This is a genomic window from Micromonospora sicca (assembly GCF_003172935.1).
Classification (GTDB): Bacteria; Actinomycetota; Actinomycetes; order Mycobacteriales; family Micromonosporaceae; genus Micromonospora; species Micromonospora sicca.
This window is the reverse complement of sequence record NZ_QGKS01000108.1, coordinates 1-17,828: the sequence shown is the minus strand read 5'-3', so window position 1 is coordinate 17,828 and position 17,828 is coordinate 1. Positions and strand designations below refer to the sequence as shown.

Annotated in this window: 18 protein-coding genes and 1 pseudogene; 15 read left to right on the top strand and 4 right to left on the bottom strand. The window is 76.7% G+C overall.

The genetic code is table 11. The features are described from left to right. The first annotated feature begins 99 nt into the window (after positions 1–99). From cobO to cobA, 11 genes are all read left to right on the top strand, one after another. Positions 100–711, top strand: a complete 612-nt coding sequence (gene cobO, locus DKT69_RS04500; protein WP_109800328.1) for a cob(I)yrinic acid a,c-diamide adenosyltransferase — start codon at positions 100–102, stop codon at positions 709–711. Positions 712–725: 14 nt separating this feature from the next. Then, positions 726–2,105 carry a cobyrinic acid a,c-diamide synthase CobB gene (locus DKT69_RS04495; protein ID WP_438361801.1) on the top strand — a complete coding sequence of 460 codons (1,380 nt, stop codon included), beginning with the start codon at positions 726–728 and terminating at the stop codon, positions 2,103–2,105. Between the two features lie 80 nt (positions 2,106–2,185). Continuing rightward, complete coding sequence (gene cobI, locus DKT69_RS04490) at positions 2,186–2,926, top strand: precorrin-2 C(20)-methyltransferase (RefSeq protein WP_109800333.1); 741 nt, start codon at positions 2,186–2,188, stop codon at positions 2,924–2,926. Further along, complete coding sequence (gene cobM / locus DKT69_RS04485) at positions 2,923–3,774, top strand: precorrin-4 C(11)-methyltransferase (protein WP_109800327.1); 852 nt, start codon at positions 2,923–2,925, stop codon at positions 3,772–3,774. Before cobI ends, cobM begins: the two co-directional genes overlap by 4 nt. After that, on the top strand, positions 3,771–4,916 hold the full coding sequence (locus tag DKT69_RS04480) for a cobalt-precorrin-5B (C(1))-methyltransferase (protein WP_109800326.1): 1,146 nt from the start codon (positions 3,771–3,773) through the stop codon (positions 4,914–4,916). The genes cobM and DKT69_RS04480 overlap by 4 nt, the downstream gene beginning before the upstream one ends. Continuing rightward, on the top strand, positions 4,913–6,202 hold the full coding sequence (gene cbiE / locus DKT69_RS04475; RefSeq protein ID WP_109800332.1) for a precorrin-6y C5,15-methyltransferase (decarboxylating) subunit CbiE: 1,290 nt from the start codon (positions 4,913–4,915) through the stop codon (positions 6,200–6,202). Before DKT69_RS04480 ends, cbiE begins: the two co-directional genes overlap by 4 nt. 164 nt (positions 6,203–6,366) lie before the next feature. Continuing rightward, complete coding sequence (cobJ, locus tag DKT69_RS04470) at positions 6,367–8,163, top strand: precorrin-3B C(17)-methyltransferase (RefSeq protein WP_109800331.1); 1,797 nt, start codon at positions 6,367–6,369, stop codon at positions 8,161–8,163. Further along, a complete protein-coding gene (locus DKT69_RS04465; RefSeq protein WP_109800325.1) occupies positions 8,160–8,402 on the top strand; it encodes a DUF362 domain-containing protein in 243 nt (80 codons plus the stop codon). Before cobJ ends, DKT69_RS04465 begins: the two co-directional genes overlap by 4 nt. Next, positions 8,399–9,472, top strand: a complete 1,074-nt coding sequence (locus tag DKT69_RS04460; protein ID WP_236647333.1) for a HoxN/HupN/NixA family nickel/cobalt transporter — start codon at positions 8,399–8,401, stop codon at positions 9,470–9,472. Before DKT69_RS04465 ends, DKT69_RS04460 begins: the two co-directional genes overlap by 4 nt. Continuing rightward, entirely contained in the window at positions 9,469–10,059 is a 591-nt protein-coding gene (locus DKT69_RS04455) for a precorrin-8X methylmutase (protein WP_109800323.1), read from the top strand. Before DKT69_RS04460 ends, DKT69_RS04455 begins: the two co-directional genes overlap by 4 nt. Further along, on the top strand, positions 10,056–11,702 hold the full coding sequence (gene cobA / locus DKT69_RS04450) for a uroporphyrinogen-III C-methyltransferase (RefSeq protein ID WP_109800322.1): 1,647 nt from the start codon (positions 10,056–10,058) through the stop codon (positions 11,700–11,702). The genes DKT69_RS04455 and cobA overlap by 4 nt, the downstream gene beginning before the upstream one ends. Before the next feature lie 45 nt (positions 11,703–11,747). Here the strand turns inward: cobA and crcB are convergent, their stop codons facing one another. The 3 genes from crcB to DKT69_RS04435 form a co-directional block, all read right to left on the bottom strand. Then, positions 11,748–12,110: a fluoride efflux transporter CrcB gene (gene crcB, locus DKT69_RS04445; protein ID WP_109800321.1), complete on the bottom strand. Its 363-nt coding sequence runs from the start codon at positions 12,108–12,110 to the stop codon at positions 11,748–11,750. After that, complete coding sequence (locus tag DKT69_RS04440; RefSeq protein ID WP_109800320.1) at positions 12,107–12,577, bottom strand: FluC/FEX family fluoride channel; 471 nt, start codon at positions 12,575–12,577, stop codon at positions 12,107–12,109. Before DKT69_RS04440 ends, crcB begins: the two co-directional genes overlap by 4 nt. Before the next feature lie 278 nt (positions 12,578–12,855). Next, on the bottom strand, positions 12,856–14,079 hold the full coding sequence (locus DKT69_RS04435; RefSeq protein WP_236647332.1) for an MFS transporter: 1,224 nt from the start codon (positions 14,077–14,079) through the stop codon (positions 12,856–12,858). Between the two features lie 150 nt (positions 14,080–14,229). Between DKT69_RS04435 and DKT69_RS04430 the strand changes: the two genes are divergently transcribed. From DKT69_RS04430 to DKT69_RS04415, 4 genes are all read left to right on the top strand, one after another. Next, positions 14,230–14,679 (top strand): MarR family winged helix-turn-helix transcriptional regulator, encoded by a 450-nt coding sequence (locus DKT69_RS04430; protein ID WP_109800319.1) that lies wholly within the window; start codon positions 14,230–14,232, stop codon positions 14,677–14,679. Between the two features lie 124 nt (positions 14,680–14,803). Continuing rightward, the gene (gene paaK, locus DKT69_RS04425) at positions 14,804–16,111 is read left to right on the top strand and encodes a phenylacetate--CoA ligase PaaK (protein ID WP_109800318.1); all 1,308 of its coding nucleotides are present in this window, start codon (positions 14,804–14,806) and stop codon (positions 16,109–16,111) included. Positions 16,112–16,148: 37 nt separating this feature from the next. Continuing rightward, positions 16,149–16,532, top strand: a complete 384-nt coding sequence (gene paaI, locus DKT69_RS04420) for a hydroxyphenylacetyl-CoA thioesterase PaaI (protein ID WP_109800329.1) — start codon at positions 16,149–16,151, stop codon at positions 16,530–16,532. 71 nt (positions 16,533–16,603) lie between these two features. Beyond that, positions 16,604–17,170 (top strand): dienelactone hydrolase family protein, encoded by a 567-nt coding sequence (locus DKT69_RS04415; RefSeq protein ID WP_109800317.1) that lies wholly within the window; start codon positions 16,604–16,606, stop codon positions 17,168–17,170. Between the two features lie 28 nt (positions 17,171–17,198). Here DKT69_RS04415 and DKT69_RS38125 read toward each other — a convergent pair. Next, positions 17,199–17,828 (bottom strand): annotated as a pseudogene (locus DKT69_RS38125) (hypothetical protein); the annotation flags it as partial.

The following is a 17,828-nucleotide window of genomic DNA, read 5'->3' as shown; positions in this document are numbered from 1 at the left end:
ATCTTGCACTTCGCGCCCCGGCGGATCGGACGAAAGCGCCGACATCAGGGGCACAAACCGCAAGATCGCGGGGAGTCGACCCGACAGGAGCGTTGCCTGATGCCGCAGGGGAAGCCTTCCTTCGTACCCGCCGACGGGTTGAGCACGCGGCAGCGGCGCCACCGGCCGCTGACCATCGTCCACACCGGACAGATGAAGGGGAAGTCGACCGCCGCGTTCGGGCTGGCGCTGCGGGCCTGGACGGCCGGGCTGCCGATCGGGGTGTTCCAGTTCGTCAAGAGCGCCAAGTGGCGGGTGGGGGAGGAGAACGCCTTCCGCGCCCTCGGCGAGGTGCACGAGCGCACCGGCCAGGGCGCCCCGGTGGCCTGGCACAAGATGGGCGAGGGCTGGTCCTGGATCCAGCGCGGCGGCGCGGCCGACCACGCCGCCGACGCCCTGGAGGGCTGGCGGCAGATCCAGCGCGACCTGGCCGCGCAACGCCACGGCCTGTACGTGCTCGACGAGTTCACCTACCCGATGAAGTGGGGCTGGGTGGACGTCGACGAGGTGGTCGAGACGCTGCGCAGCCGCCCCGGCTTCCAGCACGTCGTCATCACCGGCCGGGACGCCGACCCGCGGCTGGTCGAGGCCGCCGACCTGGTCGCCGAGCTGACCAAGATCAAGCACCCGATGGACGCCGGCCAGAAGGGCCAGAAGGGGATCGAGTGGTGACCGGGGCCTGGGCGCTGCCGCGGCCGGCGGTCACCGCACCGGCCGACGCATGGGCGCTGCCCCGGCTGGTCGTGGCTGCGCCGGCCAGCGGGCACGGCAAGACGACTGTGGCCACCGGACTGCTCGCCGCGCTGCGCCGCCGCGGCCTCACCGTCAGCCCGCACAAGGTCGGCCCCGACTACATCGACCCCGGCTACCACGCCCTCGCCGCCGGCCGGCCCGGCCGCAACCTCGACCCCTGGCTGGTCGGCGAGGAGCGGATCGCGCCGCTGCTGCGGCACGGCGCCAACGTCCCCACCCCCGCCGACGTCGCGGTGGTCGAGGGGGTGATGGGGCTGCACGACGGCGCGGTCGGCCGCGGCGCGTACGCCTCCACCGCGCACGTCGCCCGGCTGATCGACGCGCCCGTGCTGCTGGTCCTCGACACCACCGCGCAGGGCCGCAGCGCCGCCGCGCTGGTGCTCGGCATGCGCGCCTTCGACCTCGCCGTGCGGATCGGCGGAGTCATCCTCAACCGGGTCGGCTCGGCCCGGCACGAGACCCTGCTCCGCGACGCGCTCGCCGAGGTGGAGGTGCCGGTGCTGGGGGCGGTCACCCGGGCCGTCGAGGTGACCGCGCCGTCGCGGCACCTCGGGCTGGTGCCGGTCGCCGAACGGGCCCCCGAGTCCGTCGCCGTCGTCGCCGCGCTCGCCGACCTGGTGGAGTCCACCGTGGATCTCGACGCGGTGCTGGACCTGGCCCGGACCGCCCCGCCGCTGACCGTCCCGGCCTGGGACCCGGCCGGCGCCGTCGGCGGCCCCGCCGGCACCGCCCGCCCGGTCGTCGCGGTCGCCGGTGGTCCGGCCTTCACCTTCTCCTACGCCGAGACCACCGAACTGCTCACCGCGGCCGGCGCGGACGTGGTGACCGTCGACCCGCTGCGCGACCCGGCGCTGCCGGCCGGCACCCGGGCCGTGGTGGTCGGCGGTGGTTTCCCCGAGGTGCACGCCGAGGCGCTCGCCGCCAACGCCGGGCTCCGCGCCGACCTGGCCGGTTTCGACGGCCCGGTCGTCGCCGAGTGCGCCGGGCTGCTCTACCTCGGCAAGGCCCTCGACGGGGTGCCGATGTGCGGGCGGCTCGACCACACCGCCCGGATGACGGGCCGGCTCACCCTCGGCTACCGCGACGCCGTCGCCGGCACCGACTCCCCGGTCCACCACGCCGGCGACCCGGTACGCGGCCACGAGTTCCACCGCACCGTCACCGACCCCGGCCACGGCGAGCGGCCCGCCTGGCGCTGGGACGGCGCCGCGCACGGCTTCGTCGCCGGCCGGGTGCACGCCTCCTACCTGCACACCCACTGGGCGGGCCACCCGCAGGCCGCCCGCCGGCTGGTCGAGGCGGCGAGCCGGTGAGCGCGCGCGATGGACAGCGGCCGGCCGTCGAGGCCCAGGCCCCGGGGACCCGTTCCCACGCCCGACCGGCCGGCGCCGGAGTGCTCACCGGGGTCGGCGTCGGGCCGGGGGATCCGGAGCTGCTGACCCTCAAGGCGGTCCGGGTGCTGCGCGAGGCGGACGTGGTGTTCGTACCGGTGCTGGACCGGCCGGCCGCCGACGGCGACGCGCCCCCGGGCCGCGCCGAGGCCACGGTGGCCGCGCACGTGGCCACGGACCGGCTGCGCCGGCTGCCGTTCGCCCTCGACGACCGGGGCGGGATCACCGCCCGCCGGGAGCGGGCCTGGGACGACGCCGCCCGGGCGGTGGCCGCCGCCTTCGACGCGGGCTCCCGGTCGGTCGCGTTCGCCACCATCGGCGACCCGAACGTCTACTCCACCTTCGGCTACCTCGCCCACGGCGTGCGCGCGCTGCGCCCGACCGTCGAGGTCCGCACCGTGCCCGGCGTCACCGCCATGCAGGAGCTGGCCGCCCGCAGCGGCGTCCCGCTCTGCGAGGGCCGGGAGCCGCTGACCCTGCTGCCGGCCACCGCCGGACTCGTGCCGGTCGCCGACGCCCTCGCCGGCCCCGGCACCGTCGTCGTCTACAAGGGCTGGCGCCGCCACCCCGAACTGGTCGACGAGCTGCGCCGGCAGGACCGGCTCGACGACGCCGTGCTCGGCCGGGCGCTCGGCCTGCCCGACGAGCGGATCGGGCCGGTCGACGAGGACGCCGACGACCTGCCGTACCTGTCGACGCTGCTGGTCCCGGCCCGCCGGGACCGCCGGGGAGGAAAACTGTGACCGCCACCGGAAAGGTGTGGTTCGTCGGGGCCGGCCCCGGCGCCGCCGACCTGCTCACCCTGCGCGCCGCCCGGGTCATCGCCGAGGCCGACGTGGTGGTCTGGGCGGCCAGCCTGGTCCACGCCGACGTCCTCGCCCACGCCCGCCCGGACGCCGAGATCGTCGACTCCTCCCAGCTGCCCATCGAGGGGGTGCTGCCGCTCTACCAGCGGGCCGCCGAACACGGGCTGACCGTGGCCCGGATCCACTCCGGCGACCCCGCGCTCTGGGGCGCGGTGCAGGAGCAGCTCGACCTCTGCCGGGCCCTCGGCCTGGCCGTGGAGATCGTGCCCGGGGTGTCCTCGTTCACCGCCGTGGCGGCGATCGTCGGCCGCGAGCTGACCATCCCCGAAGTGGCCCAGTCGGTGATCCTCACCCGCCTCGAAGGCGGCAAGACCCCGATGCCGCCGGGGGAGCGGGTCCGCGAGTTCGCCCGGCACGGCACCACCATGGCGCTCTTCCTCTCCGCCGCCCGCTCCGGGCAGGCGCAGGCCGAACTGCTCGCCGGCGGCTACCCGGCCGACACCCCGGTCGTGGTCGCGTACCAGGCGACCTGGCCCGACGAGCTGGTGGTCCGCTGCTCGCTCGGCGACCTGGAGGCGACCGTCAAGGAGCACAAGCTCTGGAAGCACACCCTCTTCCTGGTCGGCCCGGCGCTCGCCGCCGGCGGTACCCGCTCGCACCTCTACCACCCCGGGCACTTCCACACCTTCCGCCGGGCCGAGCCCGCCGCCCGCGCCGAGCTGCGCCGCGCCCGCGCCGGCCAGGCCGGCGCCGTCGACCCCACCGGGCACGACGGACGCCCATGACGTACGTCGAACCGCCGCTGCGCGAGCCGGACCTGCCGCGGACCGCGAAGGTCCGTCCCACCGCGCTGCGCACCGGCTGGACCACCGGAGCGTGCGCCACCGCCGCGGCCAAGGCGGCGGTGACCGCCCTGGTCACCGGGGTGCCGCAGCAGGCGGTGGAGATCGGCCTGCCCGCCGGCCGGCGGGTCACCTTCGCGGTGGCCCGCTGCGACGTGGAGCCGCGCCGGCGGGCCGAGGCGGTGGTGGTCAAGGACGCCGGGGACGACCCGGACGTCACCCACGGCGCGGAGCTGACCGCCACCGTGGACTGGCGGGACACTCCGGGGTTGCGCCTGGACGGCGGTCCCGGCGTCGGCACGGTCACCAAGCCGGGGCTCGGGCTGGAGGTCGGCGGGCCGGCCATCAACGAGACCCCGCGCCGCATGATCGGGCAGGCCGTGGCCGAGGTGGTCGACCTGACCGAGGTGGGCGTGCGGGTGGTGATCAGCGTGCCGCGCGGCGAGATCATGGCGCGGAAGACCACCAACCGGCGGCTCGGCATCCTCGGCGGCATCTCCATCCTCGGCACCACCGGGATCGTCCGCCCCTTCTCCACCGCCTCCTGGCGGGCCAGCGTGGTGCAGGCGGTGCACGTGATGGCCGCGCAGGGGGAGCGGACCGTGGTGCTCTGCACCGGTGGGCGTACCGAGCGGGCCGCCCGGGCGCTCCTGCCGGACCTGCCCGAGGTCTGCTTCGTCGAGGTCGGCGACTTCACCGGGGCCGCCGTCACCGCCGCCGTCGGCGACGGCATGACCGGGGTGGTCTTCGTCGGCATGGCCGGCAAGCTGGCCAAGCTGGCCGCCGGCATCCTGATGACCCACTACACCCGGTCCAAGGTGGACCTCTCCCTGCTCGGCGCGGTGACGGCCGAGGCCGGCGGGGACGCCGACCTGGTCGCGGCGGTCGCCGCGGCGAACACCGGGCGGCACGCGTACGAGCTGTGGGAGGCGGCCGGCCTGCTGACCCCCGCCGGAGACCTGCTCTGCCGCCGGGTCCGCCAGGTCCTGCTCCGCTTCGCCGGGCACGCCGTCCAGGTCGACGTGGCCATGGTGGACTTCGCCGGTTCCCGGATCGTCGCCTCCTCCGGCCGGTGGGCCGCATGACCACCCCGCCGCCCGCCGCCGGGGCGCCGGTGACCGTGGTGGGGATCGACGCCGCCGGGCGGCCGGCGCACCCGGGGCTGGCCGAGGTGCTGGCCGGTGCCGGGCTGGTGGTCGGCGCGGCCCGGCACCTCGCCGCCGTACCAGTGCCGCCCGGCTGCGCCACCGCCGCCCTCGGCCCGCTCACCTCCGCGCTGAACCGACTCCGCGCCGCCGTCGCCGCCGGCACCCCCGCCGTCGTGCTGGCCAGCGGGGACCCCGGGTTCTTCGGCATCGTCCGGCGGCTGCGGGCGGCCGGCCTGCCGCTGCGGGTGCTGCCCGCGGTCTCCAGCGTCGCCGCCGTGTTCGCCCGGGCCGGACTGCCCTGGGACGGCGCGGCGGTGGTCACCGCGCACGGCCGTGATCTGAGGCCCGCGCTCAACGCCTGCCGGGCGCTGCCCGCCGTCGCGGTGCTCACCGCGCCCGGCGCCGGGGCGACCGAGCTCGGCGCGGGCCTGGTCGGTTGGCCGCGCCGCCTGCTCGTGGGCGAGCACCTGGGTACGCCCGACGAGCGGGTCACCTGGACCACGCCCGAGGAGGCCGCCGGGCGGGCCTGGGCCGACCCGCATGTCCTGCTCAGCCTCACCGACCCGCCGGCCCGCGACCCGCTGCCCGGGCCGGCGGCCGCCGCACCCGGAACCGGGGAAGCCGGCGTGCCCGCCTTCGGGGCGATGCGCGTCGACAACCAGCCGGCCGCCGCGCCGACCGGCGGGTGGGCGCTGCCCGAGTCCGCGTACGCGCACCGCGCCTCGATGATCACCAAAGCCGAGGTGCGCGCCCTCGTGGTGGCTCGGCTGCGGCCCCGACTCGGCCGGCTGATCTGGGACGTCGGGGCCGGCAGCGGCTCGGTCGGCATCGAGTGCGCCCTGCTCGGGGCGGCCGTCGTCGCCGTCGAGCGCGACCCGGCCGCCCCGGTCCGGGCCAACGCGGCGCGGCACCGCGTCGACGTCCGCGTGGTGACCGGCAGCGCGCCGGCCGTCCTGGCCGGACTGCCCGCCCCGGACGCCGCCTTCGTCGGCGGGGGCGGCACCGACGTGCTCGCCGCCGTCGCGGCCCGCCACCCGGAGCGGGTGGTGGTGACCCTCGCCGCGCTGGACCGGGTCGCGCCGGCCGTCCACCTGCTCCGCGCCGCCGGCTACGCCGTCGAGGGCAGCCAACTCGCCGCCGCCCGCCTCGCCGACCTGCCCGGCGGGTCGATCCGGCTCGCCGCCACCAACCCCGTCGTCGTCCTCACCGGAGAGCGCCCGTGACGTCCGCCCTGACCCCCCACCTCGGCACCGGCCCGGGAGGCCCCGCGCGCCACTCCCCGGACGGCGCCGCCACCGACGCGACGACCCACCACCCGCTGGGCACCCGCTCCGGGGACCCGGTCACCTCGCCGCCGGGGCGCGGCGCGAGCGGTGGTCCGGCCACCATCGGGCTGGTCGCGGCCACCGCCGCCGGCCGCCGGCGCGTCCGCACCCTCGCCGCCGCCTGGCCGCACGCCCGTCCCGTCGAGGGGGCGACCGTCGCCGACGCGCTGCGCGCCGCCTGGACCGGCTGTGACGCGGTGGTGGCCTTCCTGGCCACCGGGGCGGTGGTCCGCGTCCTCGCACCGCTGCTCGGCGACAAGCGCACCGACCCGGCCGTGGTGGTGGTCGACGAGGCGGCCCGGCACGCGATCGCCCTGCTCGGCGGCCACGCCGGCGGCGCGAACGCCCTCGCCGCCGAGGTCGCCGCGCTGCTCGACGCCCGGCCGGTGGTCAGCACCGCGACCGACGCGACCGGCCTGCCCGGGCTGGACACGCTCGGCTGGCCGGTCGAGGGGGCGGTGGCCGCGGTGACCCGCGCCATCCTCGACGGCGAACCGGTCCGGCTCGTCGCCGACGCCACCTGGCCGCTGCCCGCGCTTCCGGAGAACGTCCAGCTCGCCCCGCCGCATCTGCCCGCGACGACCGGACCCACGTCGGCTGGTCCCGCGTCCGCCGCTCCCGCGCCGACATCTACCAGTACCGGGCCGGTCGTGCCCACGCCGCCCGGGGACGACCAGCCGGCCGGGGACGACCAAGGCTGGCGGCTGCTGGTCACCGACCGGATCGTGCCGTTGGACGGGCGGACCGCCGTGCTGCGCCCGCCGTCGCTGGTCGCCGGGATCGGCTCCAGCCGGGGCGTGACCGCCGCCGAGGTGACCGACCTGCTGCACCGGGCCCTCGCCGACGCCGGCCTCAGCCCGGCCAGCCTGCGCTGCCTGGCCAGCGTCGACCTGAAGGCCGACGAGGCGGGCATCGTGGCGACCGCCGACGCCCTCGGCGTACCCCTGGATACCTGGCCGGTCGCGGAGCTGGTGGCGGTGGACGTGCCGCATCCCAGCGAGGTGGTCCGGACCGCGGTCGGCACCCCCAGCGTCGCGGAGGCCGCCGCGCTGCGCGGCGGCGGCACCCTGCTGGTGCCGAAGACCGCCTCGGCGATGGCCACCGTCGCGGTCGCCCGGCACGCCCCGCGCGGCCGGCTGGCGATCGTCGGCCTCGGCCCCGGCGCGGCCGACCTGCGCACCCCGCGCGCGGTGGCCGAGCTGCGCCGGGCCGCCGTGGTCGTCGGCCTCGACCAGTACGTCGACCAGGTCCGCGACCTGCTCCGGCCCGGCACCCGAGTGCTGGCCAGCGGGCTCGGGGCGGAGGAGGAACGGGCCCGGGTCGCGGTCGCCGAGGCCGCCGCCGGGCACGCCGTCGCGGTGGTCGGTTCCGGCGACGCCGGGGTGTACGCGATGGCCAGCCCCGCCCTCGACCACGCCGACGAGCGGATCGACGTGGTCGGCGTGCCCGGGGTGACCGCCGCCCTCGCCGCGTCCGCGCTGCTCGGCGCGCCGCTCGGCCACGACCACGCCTACCTGAGCCTGTCCGACCTGCACACCCCGTGGGAGGTCATCGCGCGCCGGGTCGCCGCCGCCGCCGAGGGGGACTTCGTGGCGCTGCTCTACAACCCGCGCAGCCGGGCCCGGGACTGGCAGCTCGGCGCGGCCCTGCGGACCTTCGCCGCGCACCGCCCGCCGCACACCCCGGTCGGCGTGGTGCGCAACGCCAGCCGGCCCGGCGAGCGGGTGCACCTGGCCACCCTGGCCACCCTCGACCCGGCGCTGGTCGACATGTACAGCGTGGTCGTCGTCGGCAGCTCGCAGACCCGGATCGTGGCCGGCCGGATGGTCACGCCCCGCGGCTACCGGTGGCACCCGTGACCGCCGGCCCGCCGCCGGCCCCGCCCGCGCCCGTCGGCGCCGGGCGGACCGCGCCGGTGACCGTCGACGCCTGCCAGGGCTGCGGCGCCTGCCTGCTGACCTGCCCCGAGCACGCCCTGCGCCCGGTGCCCGGCGGCCTGACCGTCCGCGCCGACCGGTGCACCGGCTGCCTGGAATGCCTGGAGATCTGCCCCGTGGACGCCATCCGCGTCAACCCCGAGAACCGAGGAGAACGATGACCCAGACCACCGTCGCCCCGCCCACCGGCCGGTGGAGCCGAGCCGAGCGGGTACGCCTCGGCGGCATCGTCTGCGCCGTCGCCATGCTGCACGTCGTCGGCGTCAGCCTGTACCTGTACTGGAACCACCAGCCGGTGGCGGCCGGCGGGCTGGCCGGCGCCGGCACCCTGGCGTACCTGCTGGGGGTGCGGCACGCCTTCGACGCCGATCACATCGCGGCGATCGACGACACCACCCGGCTGATGCTCCTGCGCGGCCGGCGGCCGGTCGGCGTCGGCTTCTTCTTCGCCCTCGGGCACAGCGCCGTGGTGCTGCTGCTCGCCCTGGTGATCGGCCTCGCCTCGGCGCACTTCACCGGCACCGGGCTGACCCGGATCCGCGAGGTCGGCGCGACGATCGCCGTGATCGCCGCCACGCTGTTCCTGGCGCTCGTCGCCGTGCTCAACGCCGTGGTGCTGACCGGGCTGGTCCGGCTCTGGCGGCGGCTGCGCGGCGGGGCGCTGGACGAGTCCGAGCTGGACCTGCTGCTGCTCAACCGGGGGCTGCTGCACCGGGTGCTCGGCGCCCGCGCCCGGACGCTGGTCCGCTCCTCGTGGCACATGGCCCCGGTCGGGTTCCTCTTCGGCCTCGGCCTGGAAACGGCCAGCGAGGTGACCCTGCTGGCGCTCTCCGCCAGCACCGCGGCGGCCGGTGGCCTGCCGGTGCTGGCCCTGCTCACCCTGCCGCTCCTCTTCGCCGCCGGAATGTCCGCCATGGACACCGCGGACAGCCTGCTGATGAGCCGCGCCTACTCGTGGGCGTACCGGCAGCCGGCCCGGCGGCTCTGGTACAACCTGGCCACCACCGGGATGACCGTGCTGGTCGGCGGCCTGGTCGCCAGCGTCTACCTGGCCGCGCTGCTCACCGACCGCTTCGGCGTCACCGCGCTCGCTGGGTACGCCTCGATCGCCGACCACTTCGAGCAGCTCGGCTACGCGGTGGTGGCGCTGTTCGCGCTGGCCTGGGGCGGCGCGATCGTGGTGTGGCGGCTGCGCGGCTTCGACCGCCGGTACGGGCAGGCGGGCCGATGACTCGCGTCGTGCACCCCATCGAGCAGGAGTCCTACCGCATCCTGCGGTCCCGGGTCGACCTGACCCACCTGCCGCCGCTGACCCGGGCGGTCACCGAGCGGGTGGTGCACGCCAGCGCCGACCTCGACTACGTCACGGGCCTGGTCTGCGACGAGGCCGCCCTCGCGGCCGGGCTGGCCGCGCTGCGGGCCGGCGCGCCGGTCGTCACCGACGTCTGGATGGTCGCCGCCGGGGTCACCGGCCGGGACGTCGTCTGCCCGCTCGCCGAGCCGGCCGCCGCCGCGCTGGCCCGGCAGACCGGCCGCACCCGCTCGGCCGCGGCGGTGCGGATCGCGTACGACCGGGTCGGACCCGGGGCGGTCTGGGTGGTCGGCTGCGCGCCGACCGCGCTGGTCGAGCTGATCGCCCTCGACGCGGCGCCCGCGCTGGTCGTCGGGCTGCCGGTCGGCTTCGTCGGCGCCGCCGAGTCCAAGGAGGCGCTGCGGGCCAGCGGCCTGCCCGCGGTGTCCAACGTGGGCGAGAAGGGCGGCTCCGCGGTGGCCGCCGCCGCCCTCAACGCCCTGTTGTACCTGGAGGAGAAGCCGTGACCCCGGACCGCACCCCGCTGCTGATCGTCGGGCACGGCACCCGCAGTGCCCCCGGCGTGGCCCAGTTCGCCGCCCTGGTCGACCGGATCCGCCGTCGGGGCCTGGTCGACGACGTCGAGGGCGGCTTCATCGAGCTGTCCCGGCCGCCGTTGACCGACGCGGTCGGCGCGCTGGTCGGGCGGGGACACCGGAACCTGGTGGCGCTGCCGCTGGTGCTCGCCGCGGCCGGCCACGGCAAGGGCGACATTCCCGCCGCGCTGGCCCGGGAGAAGCAGCGCCACCCGGGCCTGCGGTACGCCTACGGCCGGCCGCTCGGGCCGCACCCGCTGCTGCAGGAGACCCTCGCCGCGCGGATCGACGCCGTCCTCGCCGGCGACGACCGGGCGGGCACCTGGGTCGCCCTGATCGGGCGCGGCTCCACCGACCCGGACGCCAACGCCGAGGTCGCCAAGGTGGCCCGGCTGCTCTGGGAGGGGCGCGGCTACGCCGGCGTCGAGCCCGGGTTCATCTCCCTCGCCGAACCGTCCGTGCCCGCGGTGCTGAAGCGGCTGCGCCGGCTCGGCGCCCGGCGGATCGTGGTCGCCCCGTACTTCCTCTTCGCCGGGGTGCTGCCGGACCGGATCGTGGCGCAGTCCGAGGCGTACGCCGCCGAGCATCCGGAGCTGGACGTGCGGGTGGCCGACCCGATCGGCGACTGCGACGCGCTGGCCGACCTGGTGCTCGAGCGGCACGCCGAGGCGCTGCGTGGGGACATCCGGATGAACTGCGACACCTGCGCGTACCGGGTGGCGCTGCCCGGGTTCGCCGACAAGGTGGGCCGGCCGCAGACCCCGCACCACCACCCCGACGACCCGGCCGGCGGCCACGGTCACCACCACCATGATCACCACCACCACTACCCGGGGCTGCGCCCGGGCCAGGTCGCCATCGTCGGCGGCGGGCCCGGCCCCGACGACCTGATCACCGTACGGGGGAGGGCGCTGCTGGACGCCGCGGACGTGGTGGTGGCCGACCGGCTCGCCCCGACCGGCCTGCTGTCCGGGCTGCGCCCCGAGGTGCTGGTGGTGGACGCGGCGAAGGTGCCGCGCGGGCCGTCGGTGGGGCAGGACACCATCAACGACACCCTCGTCGCGCACGCCCGCGCCGGCAGGCGGGTGGTCCGGCTCAAGGGCGGCGACTCGTACGTCTTCGGCCGTGGCCACGAGGAGGTCCAGGCCTGCGCGGCGGCCGGGGTGGAGACCGTGCTGGTGCCGGGGGTGAGCAGCGCGCTCGCCGCGCCGGCGCTGGCCGGCGTGCCGGTCACCCACCGGGGGGTGGCGCACGACGTCACCGTGGTCTCCGGCCACCTGCCGCCCGGTCACCCGGACTCGCTGGTGGACTGGCCGGCGCTGGCCCGGGCCAGGGGGACGGTGGTGCTGCTGATGGCCGTGGACACCGTCGCGAAGATCGCGGCCGTGCTGATCGAGCACGGCCGGGACCCAGGGTCACCGGTGCTGGCGGTGCAGGACGCCGGCCTCCCGGGCCAGCGGGCGCTGCCGAGCCGGCTCGACGAGGTCGGTGCGCTGACCGTCCGGGAGGGGGTGCGGCCACCGGCGGTCTTCGTGCTCGGCCCGGTGGTGGCGCTGCGCGCCCCCGCCCGCTGACCGGCACCTGCCGGGCCGGGTGACGGACGTCGACCGACGTGCGGGTCAGCCGGTGAGGGCGTGGGCGAGGGCGTAGCCGAGCGAGGCCGCGCCCAGCCCGGCGACCACGCTGCCCAGCGCGTTGGCCGCGGCGTGCCAGCGGGCGCCCGCCCGGGTCAGCCGCAGCGTCTCGTAGCTGAGCGTGGACCAGGTGGTCAGCGCGCCGCAGAACCCGGTGCCGACCAGCGCGGTCACCGCCGGCGCGGCCGGCACCGCGGCGACCGCGCCGAGCAGCAGCGACCCGGCCACGTTGACGGTCAGCGTCCCCCACGGGAACGGCGAGTCGTGCCGGGTCTGCACGGCCCGGTCGGTCAGGTAGCGCAGCGGCGCGCCGAGCGCCGCGCCGAGCGCGATCAGCAGGACGGTCACCGCGCCGCCCGCCGCCGCAGCAGGCGGGCGGCCGCCGCGTCCCCGACCTGGACGGCCAGCAGCGCCCCGACCAGCGTCGCCGCGAGGTACGCCAGCGCGGTGCCCGCCGCGCCCGCGGCCACCGCGCGCTGCGCGTCGACCGCGTACGCGGAGAAGGTGGTGAAGCCGCCGAGCACCCCGACGCCGAGGAACGGCCGGACCAGCGGGTGGGCCGGTCGGGCCCCGAGCACCGCCATCAGCGCGCCGATCAGCAGGCAGCCGGTGACGTTGATGCCGAAGGTGGCCCACGGGAAGCCGGTCGGCGGGTGCGGGAACGCGGCCTGGATGCCGGCCCGGGCCAGCGCCCCGAGCACGCCGCCGGCGGCGATGGCCCCGAGCACTGTCGCGGGGTGGGCGGTCAGCTCCGCCCGGTCGGCGGGTACGTGCAGGTCGACGTCGGGGTCGACGCGGAACTCGGGTGGTGTCACGGTGCCTCCCCACCAGGACGGGCATCACTGGCAGGGACCGTTGGCGAGCGTGTCGCGGTTCTCCCGGCGTGGCCCGGGACGGCGGGCCCCACCGCCGGTCTCCGGCCGAGCATAACCCCGCGCGTACGCGGCCGGCGGTGCCCGCCGGCGAGCAGTGTGCCGACGAGCGATATGACTGTCAGGCATATTTATGACTGGCAGTCATATCGCTCACCCGACGTGTCAAGCCGCGGCGTCGGTCACGGTGCGTGAATGCCCGCAGGCCGCAGTCCGCCGGGTCAGGCCGCGGCGTCGACCAGGTCGGCGGGGGCGGCGGCGCGGCCGGGCTCGTGCCGGGCGAGCCGCTCGGCGACCAGCAGCACGACCAGCCCGAGCAGGGTGAGGGCGGCACCGGCCCAGATGGGCGCGGTGTAGCCGAGCCCCGCGCTGATGGTGACCCCGCCGATCCAGGCCCCCAGGGCGTTGCCGACGTTGAAGGCGGCGATGTTCGCGCCGGAGGCGAGGGTGGGGGCCTGGTGGGCGTACTTCGTGATCCGCATCTGCAGCGGCGGCACGGTGGCGAAACCGAACGCGCCCATCAGCAGCAGGCCGGCGACGGTCAGCACCGGGCTGGTGGCGGTCAGCGCGAAGCCGACCAGCACCACGGTGAGCACCGCCAGCACGATGACCAGGGTGCGGGACAGTGACACGTCCGCCGCCCGCCCACCGGCCAGGTTGCCCGCGAAGAGTCCCACCCCGAACAGCACCAGCAGCCACGGCACCGTCGCGGTGGCGAAGCCGCTCACCTCGGTCAGGGTGTACGCGATGTAGGTGAAGGCGCCGAACATGCCGCCGAAGCCGAGGATGGTGATCACCAGCGAGAACCACACCTGCCGGTGGGTGAAGGCGCGCAGCTCGCCGCGGAGCCCGCCGGCGGGCGCGGCGTCGGTGGCCGGTCCGCGACCGGGCACCAGCAGGGCCAGCCCGATCAGCGCCACCACACCGACGCCGGTGATCGCCCAGAAGGTGGCCCGCCAGCCGAGGTGCTGGCCGAGGAACGTGCCGAACGGCACGCCGAGCACGTTCGCGGTGGTCAGGCCGGCGAACATCAGCGCGATCGCCCCGGCCCGCCGGGCCGGTGCGACCAGGCCGGCGGCCACCACCGCGCCGATGCCGAAGAACGCGCCGTGGCAGAGGGCGGCGACGATCCGGCCGGCCAGCATCGTGGCGTAGTCGCCGGCCAGGGCGGAGACCAGGTTGCCGGCGATGAAGAGCACCATCAGGCCGAGCAGGACGTTCTTGCGCCGCAGCCGGGTGACCGCGGCGGTGAGGGCGACCCCGCCGACGGCCACGCTGAGCGCGTAGCCGGAGATCAACCAGCCGGCGACCGACTCGGTGACCGCGAAGTCCGCCGCGACCTGGGGGAGCAGCCCCATGATCACGAACTCGGTCAGCCCGATGCCGAACGCCCCGATCGCGAGGGCGATCAGGCCGCCGGGCAGGGCGGAGGTGCGCTGAGACATGACGTCCCCATCCGTGTGTCGGAATTCGTGCCCAAGAAGACAAGCAGCGCGTGCAACTACCCGCGCTGGCAACGAAATAGTTGCACGCGCCTGATATCGGCGCAAGCGTGCTAGCCTGAGAGGCGTCCACGTCACACCGGAGGGGGCGTCATGGGGATCGGCGACGACGCGGTCGAGATCCGCGCCCAGGGCTGGCGTACCCTCGCCGCCCTGCACGGCCTGATCGAGACGGCGCTGGAGCGCGCCCTCCAGGCCGAGCACGACCTCTCCGTCGTGGAGTACACGGTGCTGGACGCCCTGTCCCGCCAGGACGGCTGGCACATGCGGATGCGGCAGCTGGCCCGGGCCGCGGCGCTCTCCGGCAGCGCCACCACCCGCCTCGTCACCCGACTCGAGGACCGCGGCCTGCTGACCCGGATCCTCTGCGAGGACGACCGGCGCGGCATCTACACCGAACTGACCCCGACCGGCTCCGAGCTGCTCGCCCGGGCCCAGCCCACCCACGACCGGGTGCTGGCGGACGCCCTGGCCGAGGGGGAGCGGACCCCCGAGCTGGCGCCGCTGGTCGACGCGCTGCACCGGCTGCCCGCCGCCCGCTGACCCGCGTCGCTCCCGGGCCGGTGCGCGCCACCTGACCTGGCACCACGAGCCGGTACGGGCGTACGGTACCCAGCATCGCCCGGCGCCCGAGCGGCGTCGGGACACCGTCGCGCAGGAGGCAACCGTGCAGGACCGCACCCCTCGTCCGGAGGAGCTGGAGCCCGTGGAACGGGCCGGCGTCGACGAGCTGCGGGCGCTGCAACTGGACCGGCTGCGCCGGTCGCTGCGGCACGCGTACGACCACGTGCCGCACTACCGCCGGGCCTTCGAGGCGGCGGGCGTCCACCCCGACGACTGCCGGCAGCTGGCCGACCTGGCCCGCTTCCCGTTCACCGGCAAGGCCGACCTGCGGGAGAACTACCCGTTCGGCATGTTCGCCGTTCCCCGGGAGCAGATCGCCCGGCTGCACGCCTCGTCCGGCACCACCGGCCGGCCCACCGTCGTCGGGTACACGAAGGAGGACCTCGCCACCTGGGCCCGGCTGATGGCCCGGTCCATCCGGGCCGCCGGCGGCCGGCCCGGCGACCGGGTGCACGTGGCGTACGGCTACGGCCTGTTCACCGGCGGGCTCGGCGCCCACTACGGCGCCGAGGAGTTGGGCTGCACAGTCATCCCGGTCTCCGGCGGCATGACCGAGCGGCAGGTCATGCTGATCCGCGACTTCGAGCCGGACGTCATCATGGTCACCCCCAGCTACATGCTGGCCATCGTGGACGAGATGGAACGGCAGGGCGTCGACCCGAAGTCCACCTCGCTGCGGGTCGGCGTCTTCGGCGCCGAGCCGTGGACCGAGGACATGCGCCGCGAGATGGAGCAACGGCTCGACATGCACGCGGTGGACATCTACGGGCTCTCCGAGGTGATGGGTCCCGGGGTGGCGGTCGAGTGCGTGGAGACCAAGGACGGCCTGCACCTGTGGGAGGACCACTTCTACCCGGAGATCATCGACCCGGTCACCGGCGCGGTGCTGCCCGACGGCGAGCAGGGCGAGCTGGTGCTCACCTCGCTGACCAGGGAGGCCATGCCGGTGGTCCGCTACCGCACCCGGGACCTCACCCGGCTGCTGCCCGGCACGGCCCGCACGATGCGCCGGATCGAGAAGATCACCGGGCGGACCGACGACATGATGATCGTGCGCGGGGTGAACGTCTTCCCCACCCAGATCGAGGAGCTGATCCTGCGTACCCCGGCGCTGTCGCCGCACTTCCAGTGCGTGCTGGACCGGCAGGGCCGGATGGACACGCTCACCGTCAAGGTGGAGCGCCGGGCCGGGGTGGCCGCCGACGAGGCCGCCCGGGCCGGGGCGGCGCTGGTGGAGCAGGTCAAGAACACCATCGGGGTCAGCGTCGCGGTGCAGGTGATCGAGCCGGACGGGGTGGAACGGTCGATGGGCAAGATGCGCCGGATCGTGGACCAGCGGCAGGGGCGCTGACGTGGGGGAGCGGGGCGACCGTACGGCGGCGCACGAGATGTTCGACGCCGACGTGGCCTCCAAGGGGCTCGGCATCGAGCTGGTCTCCGCCGCCGACGGCGCGGCCGTGGCCCGGATGCGGGTCACCGCGGCCATGCTCAACGGCCACGCCATCGGCCACGGCGGCTTCGTCTTCCTGCTCGCCGACACCGCGTTCGCGCTGGCCTGCAACAGCCACGGGCCGGTGACCGTCGCCGCCGGCGGCGAGATCAGCTTCCTCCGCCCGGTTCGCGAGGGCGACCTGCTGGAGGCCCGGGCCACCGAACGCACCCGGTACGGCCGCAGCGGCATCTACGACGTGACGGTCTGGCGGGACGACGAGGTGGTCGCCGAGTTCCGCGGCCGCAGCCGGACCCTGGCGGCCCGCGCCGAGCCGGGCTGAGCGGCCGGATCGTCGCCCGCCACCCGGCCCGGCGGCGCCGCGCCGTCGGAGAGCTGCGGCACGATGGCCGGATGGGACAGATCCTGCTCTTGCATTCCGTGTACGGGCTGCGCCCCGCGGTGCTCGCCGCCGCCGACCGGTTGCGTGCCGCCGGGCACCAGGTGGTCACCCCCGACCTGTACGGACTACCGGCCGCGAACACCGTCGAGGACGGCTTCGCCCTGCTCGACAAGGTCGGCCGGGACACCGTGCTCGACCGGGCCCGCGCCGCAGCGGCGGACCTGCCGGCGGAGACGGTGCTGGCCGGCTTATCGATGGGCGCCGGGGTGGCCGGGGCGCTGCTCGCCGAGCGGCCCGCCGCGGCGGCCCTGCTCCTGCTGCACGGCACCGCGGGCGCGCCGGAGGCGGTGCGTCCGGGGCTGCCGGTGCAGCTGCACCTCGCCGACCCGGACGAGTACGACCCGCAGGACGAGGTGGACGAGTGGCGGCGGGCGATGACCGCCGCCGGGGCGGACCTGTCGGTGTACCGCTACCCGGGGCCCGGGCACCTCTACACCGACCCGGACCTGCCCGACCACGACCCGGTGGCCGCCGAGCGCACCTGGGCACGCGCGCTGGCGTTCCTCGCCGGCCGCTGACCCGCTCCCGGACGCCTCCGCCGCTGGCTCAGGCGGCGGCGCGGAGGATCGGTCCGGCCGCGGCGGGCCCGGTTCGACGGCGCCGGACCGTGGCGTCGGACAGCCTGACCGGGGACCCGACCGGTACGGACGGCGCCGCGTTCCCGACCGGGGCGACCGGCCGTCGCCGACGGCTCGGCGGTGCCGGCCGCGGTGATCCGACGAGCGGGACGACAGTGCCCGGCCGTCCCGTGGTGGACCCCGCCGCCGGTGGCCCGACGGTCGCCAGGCCGGGCGGGGTCCCGCCGCCCGCCGCCCGGACCGGGGCGGACGAGGCCGGTCGGAGTCGGTGGACCGGCACGGGCGGGATGATCTCGGCGTGCCCCCCGGCCGCGCCGATCCCCGCCCGTGCCGGTCCGGTCCGGTCCGGCGTGACCGCGCCGGAGTCGGTGGTCCGCTCGCGCCGCGCGGGCCGGGAGCGGGTGCCGGCGAGCGGCGTCCGTCGGGGCATGACCTCGACCGGGTGCCGCGGCTGACGGCCCCGCGCCGGCTGTGCGGGCTCGGCGAACCCGAGCCGCGCCCCGGCCCGCCGGGCGAACGCCGCCCGGACCGCGCGGGTGAGCCGGTGCCGCGCCACCGGCGCCACCGCCGGCTCGGCCACCGCGTACCCGTCGCGGGC

Bases quoted from the DNA above. Each gene is read 5' to 3' on its own strand.
- cobO (WP_109800328.1), top strand. From the start codon at position 100: ATGCCGCAGGGGAAGCCTTCCTTCGTACCCGCCGACGGGTTGAGCACG.
- DKT69_RS04480 (WP_109800326.1), top strand. From the start codon at position 3,771: ATGACGTACGTCGAACCGCCGCTGCGCGAGCCGGACCTGCCGCGGACC.
- cbiE (WP_109800332.1), top strand. From the start codon at position 4,913: ATGACCACCCCGCCGCCCGCCGCCGGGGCGCCGGTGACCGTGGTGGGG.
- DKT69_RS04460 (WP_236647333.1), top strand. From the start codon at position 8,399: ATGACCCAGACCACCGTCGCCCCGCCCACCGGCCGGTGGAGCCGAGCC.
- DKT69_RS04455 (WP_109800323.1), top strand. From the start codon at position 9,469: ATGACTCGCGTCGTGCACCCCATCGAGCAGGAGTCCTACCGCATCCTG.
- DKT69_RS04435 (WP_236647332.1), bottom strand. From the start codon at position 14,079: ATGTCTCAGCGCACCTCCGCCCTGCCCGGCGGCCTGATCGCCCTCGCG.
- DKT69_RS04430 (WP_109800319.1), top strand. From the start codon at position 14,230: ATGGGGATCGGCGACGACGCGGTCGAGATCCGCGCCCAGGGCTGGCGT.
- paaI (WP_109800329.1), top strand. From the start codon at position 16,149: ATGTTCGACGCCGACGTGGCCTCCAAGGGGCTCGGCATCGAGCTGGTC.
- DKT69_RS04415 (WP_109800317.1), top strand. From the start codon at position 16,604: ATGGGACAGATCCTGCTCTTGCATTCCGTGTACGGGCTGCGCCCCGCG.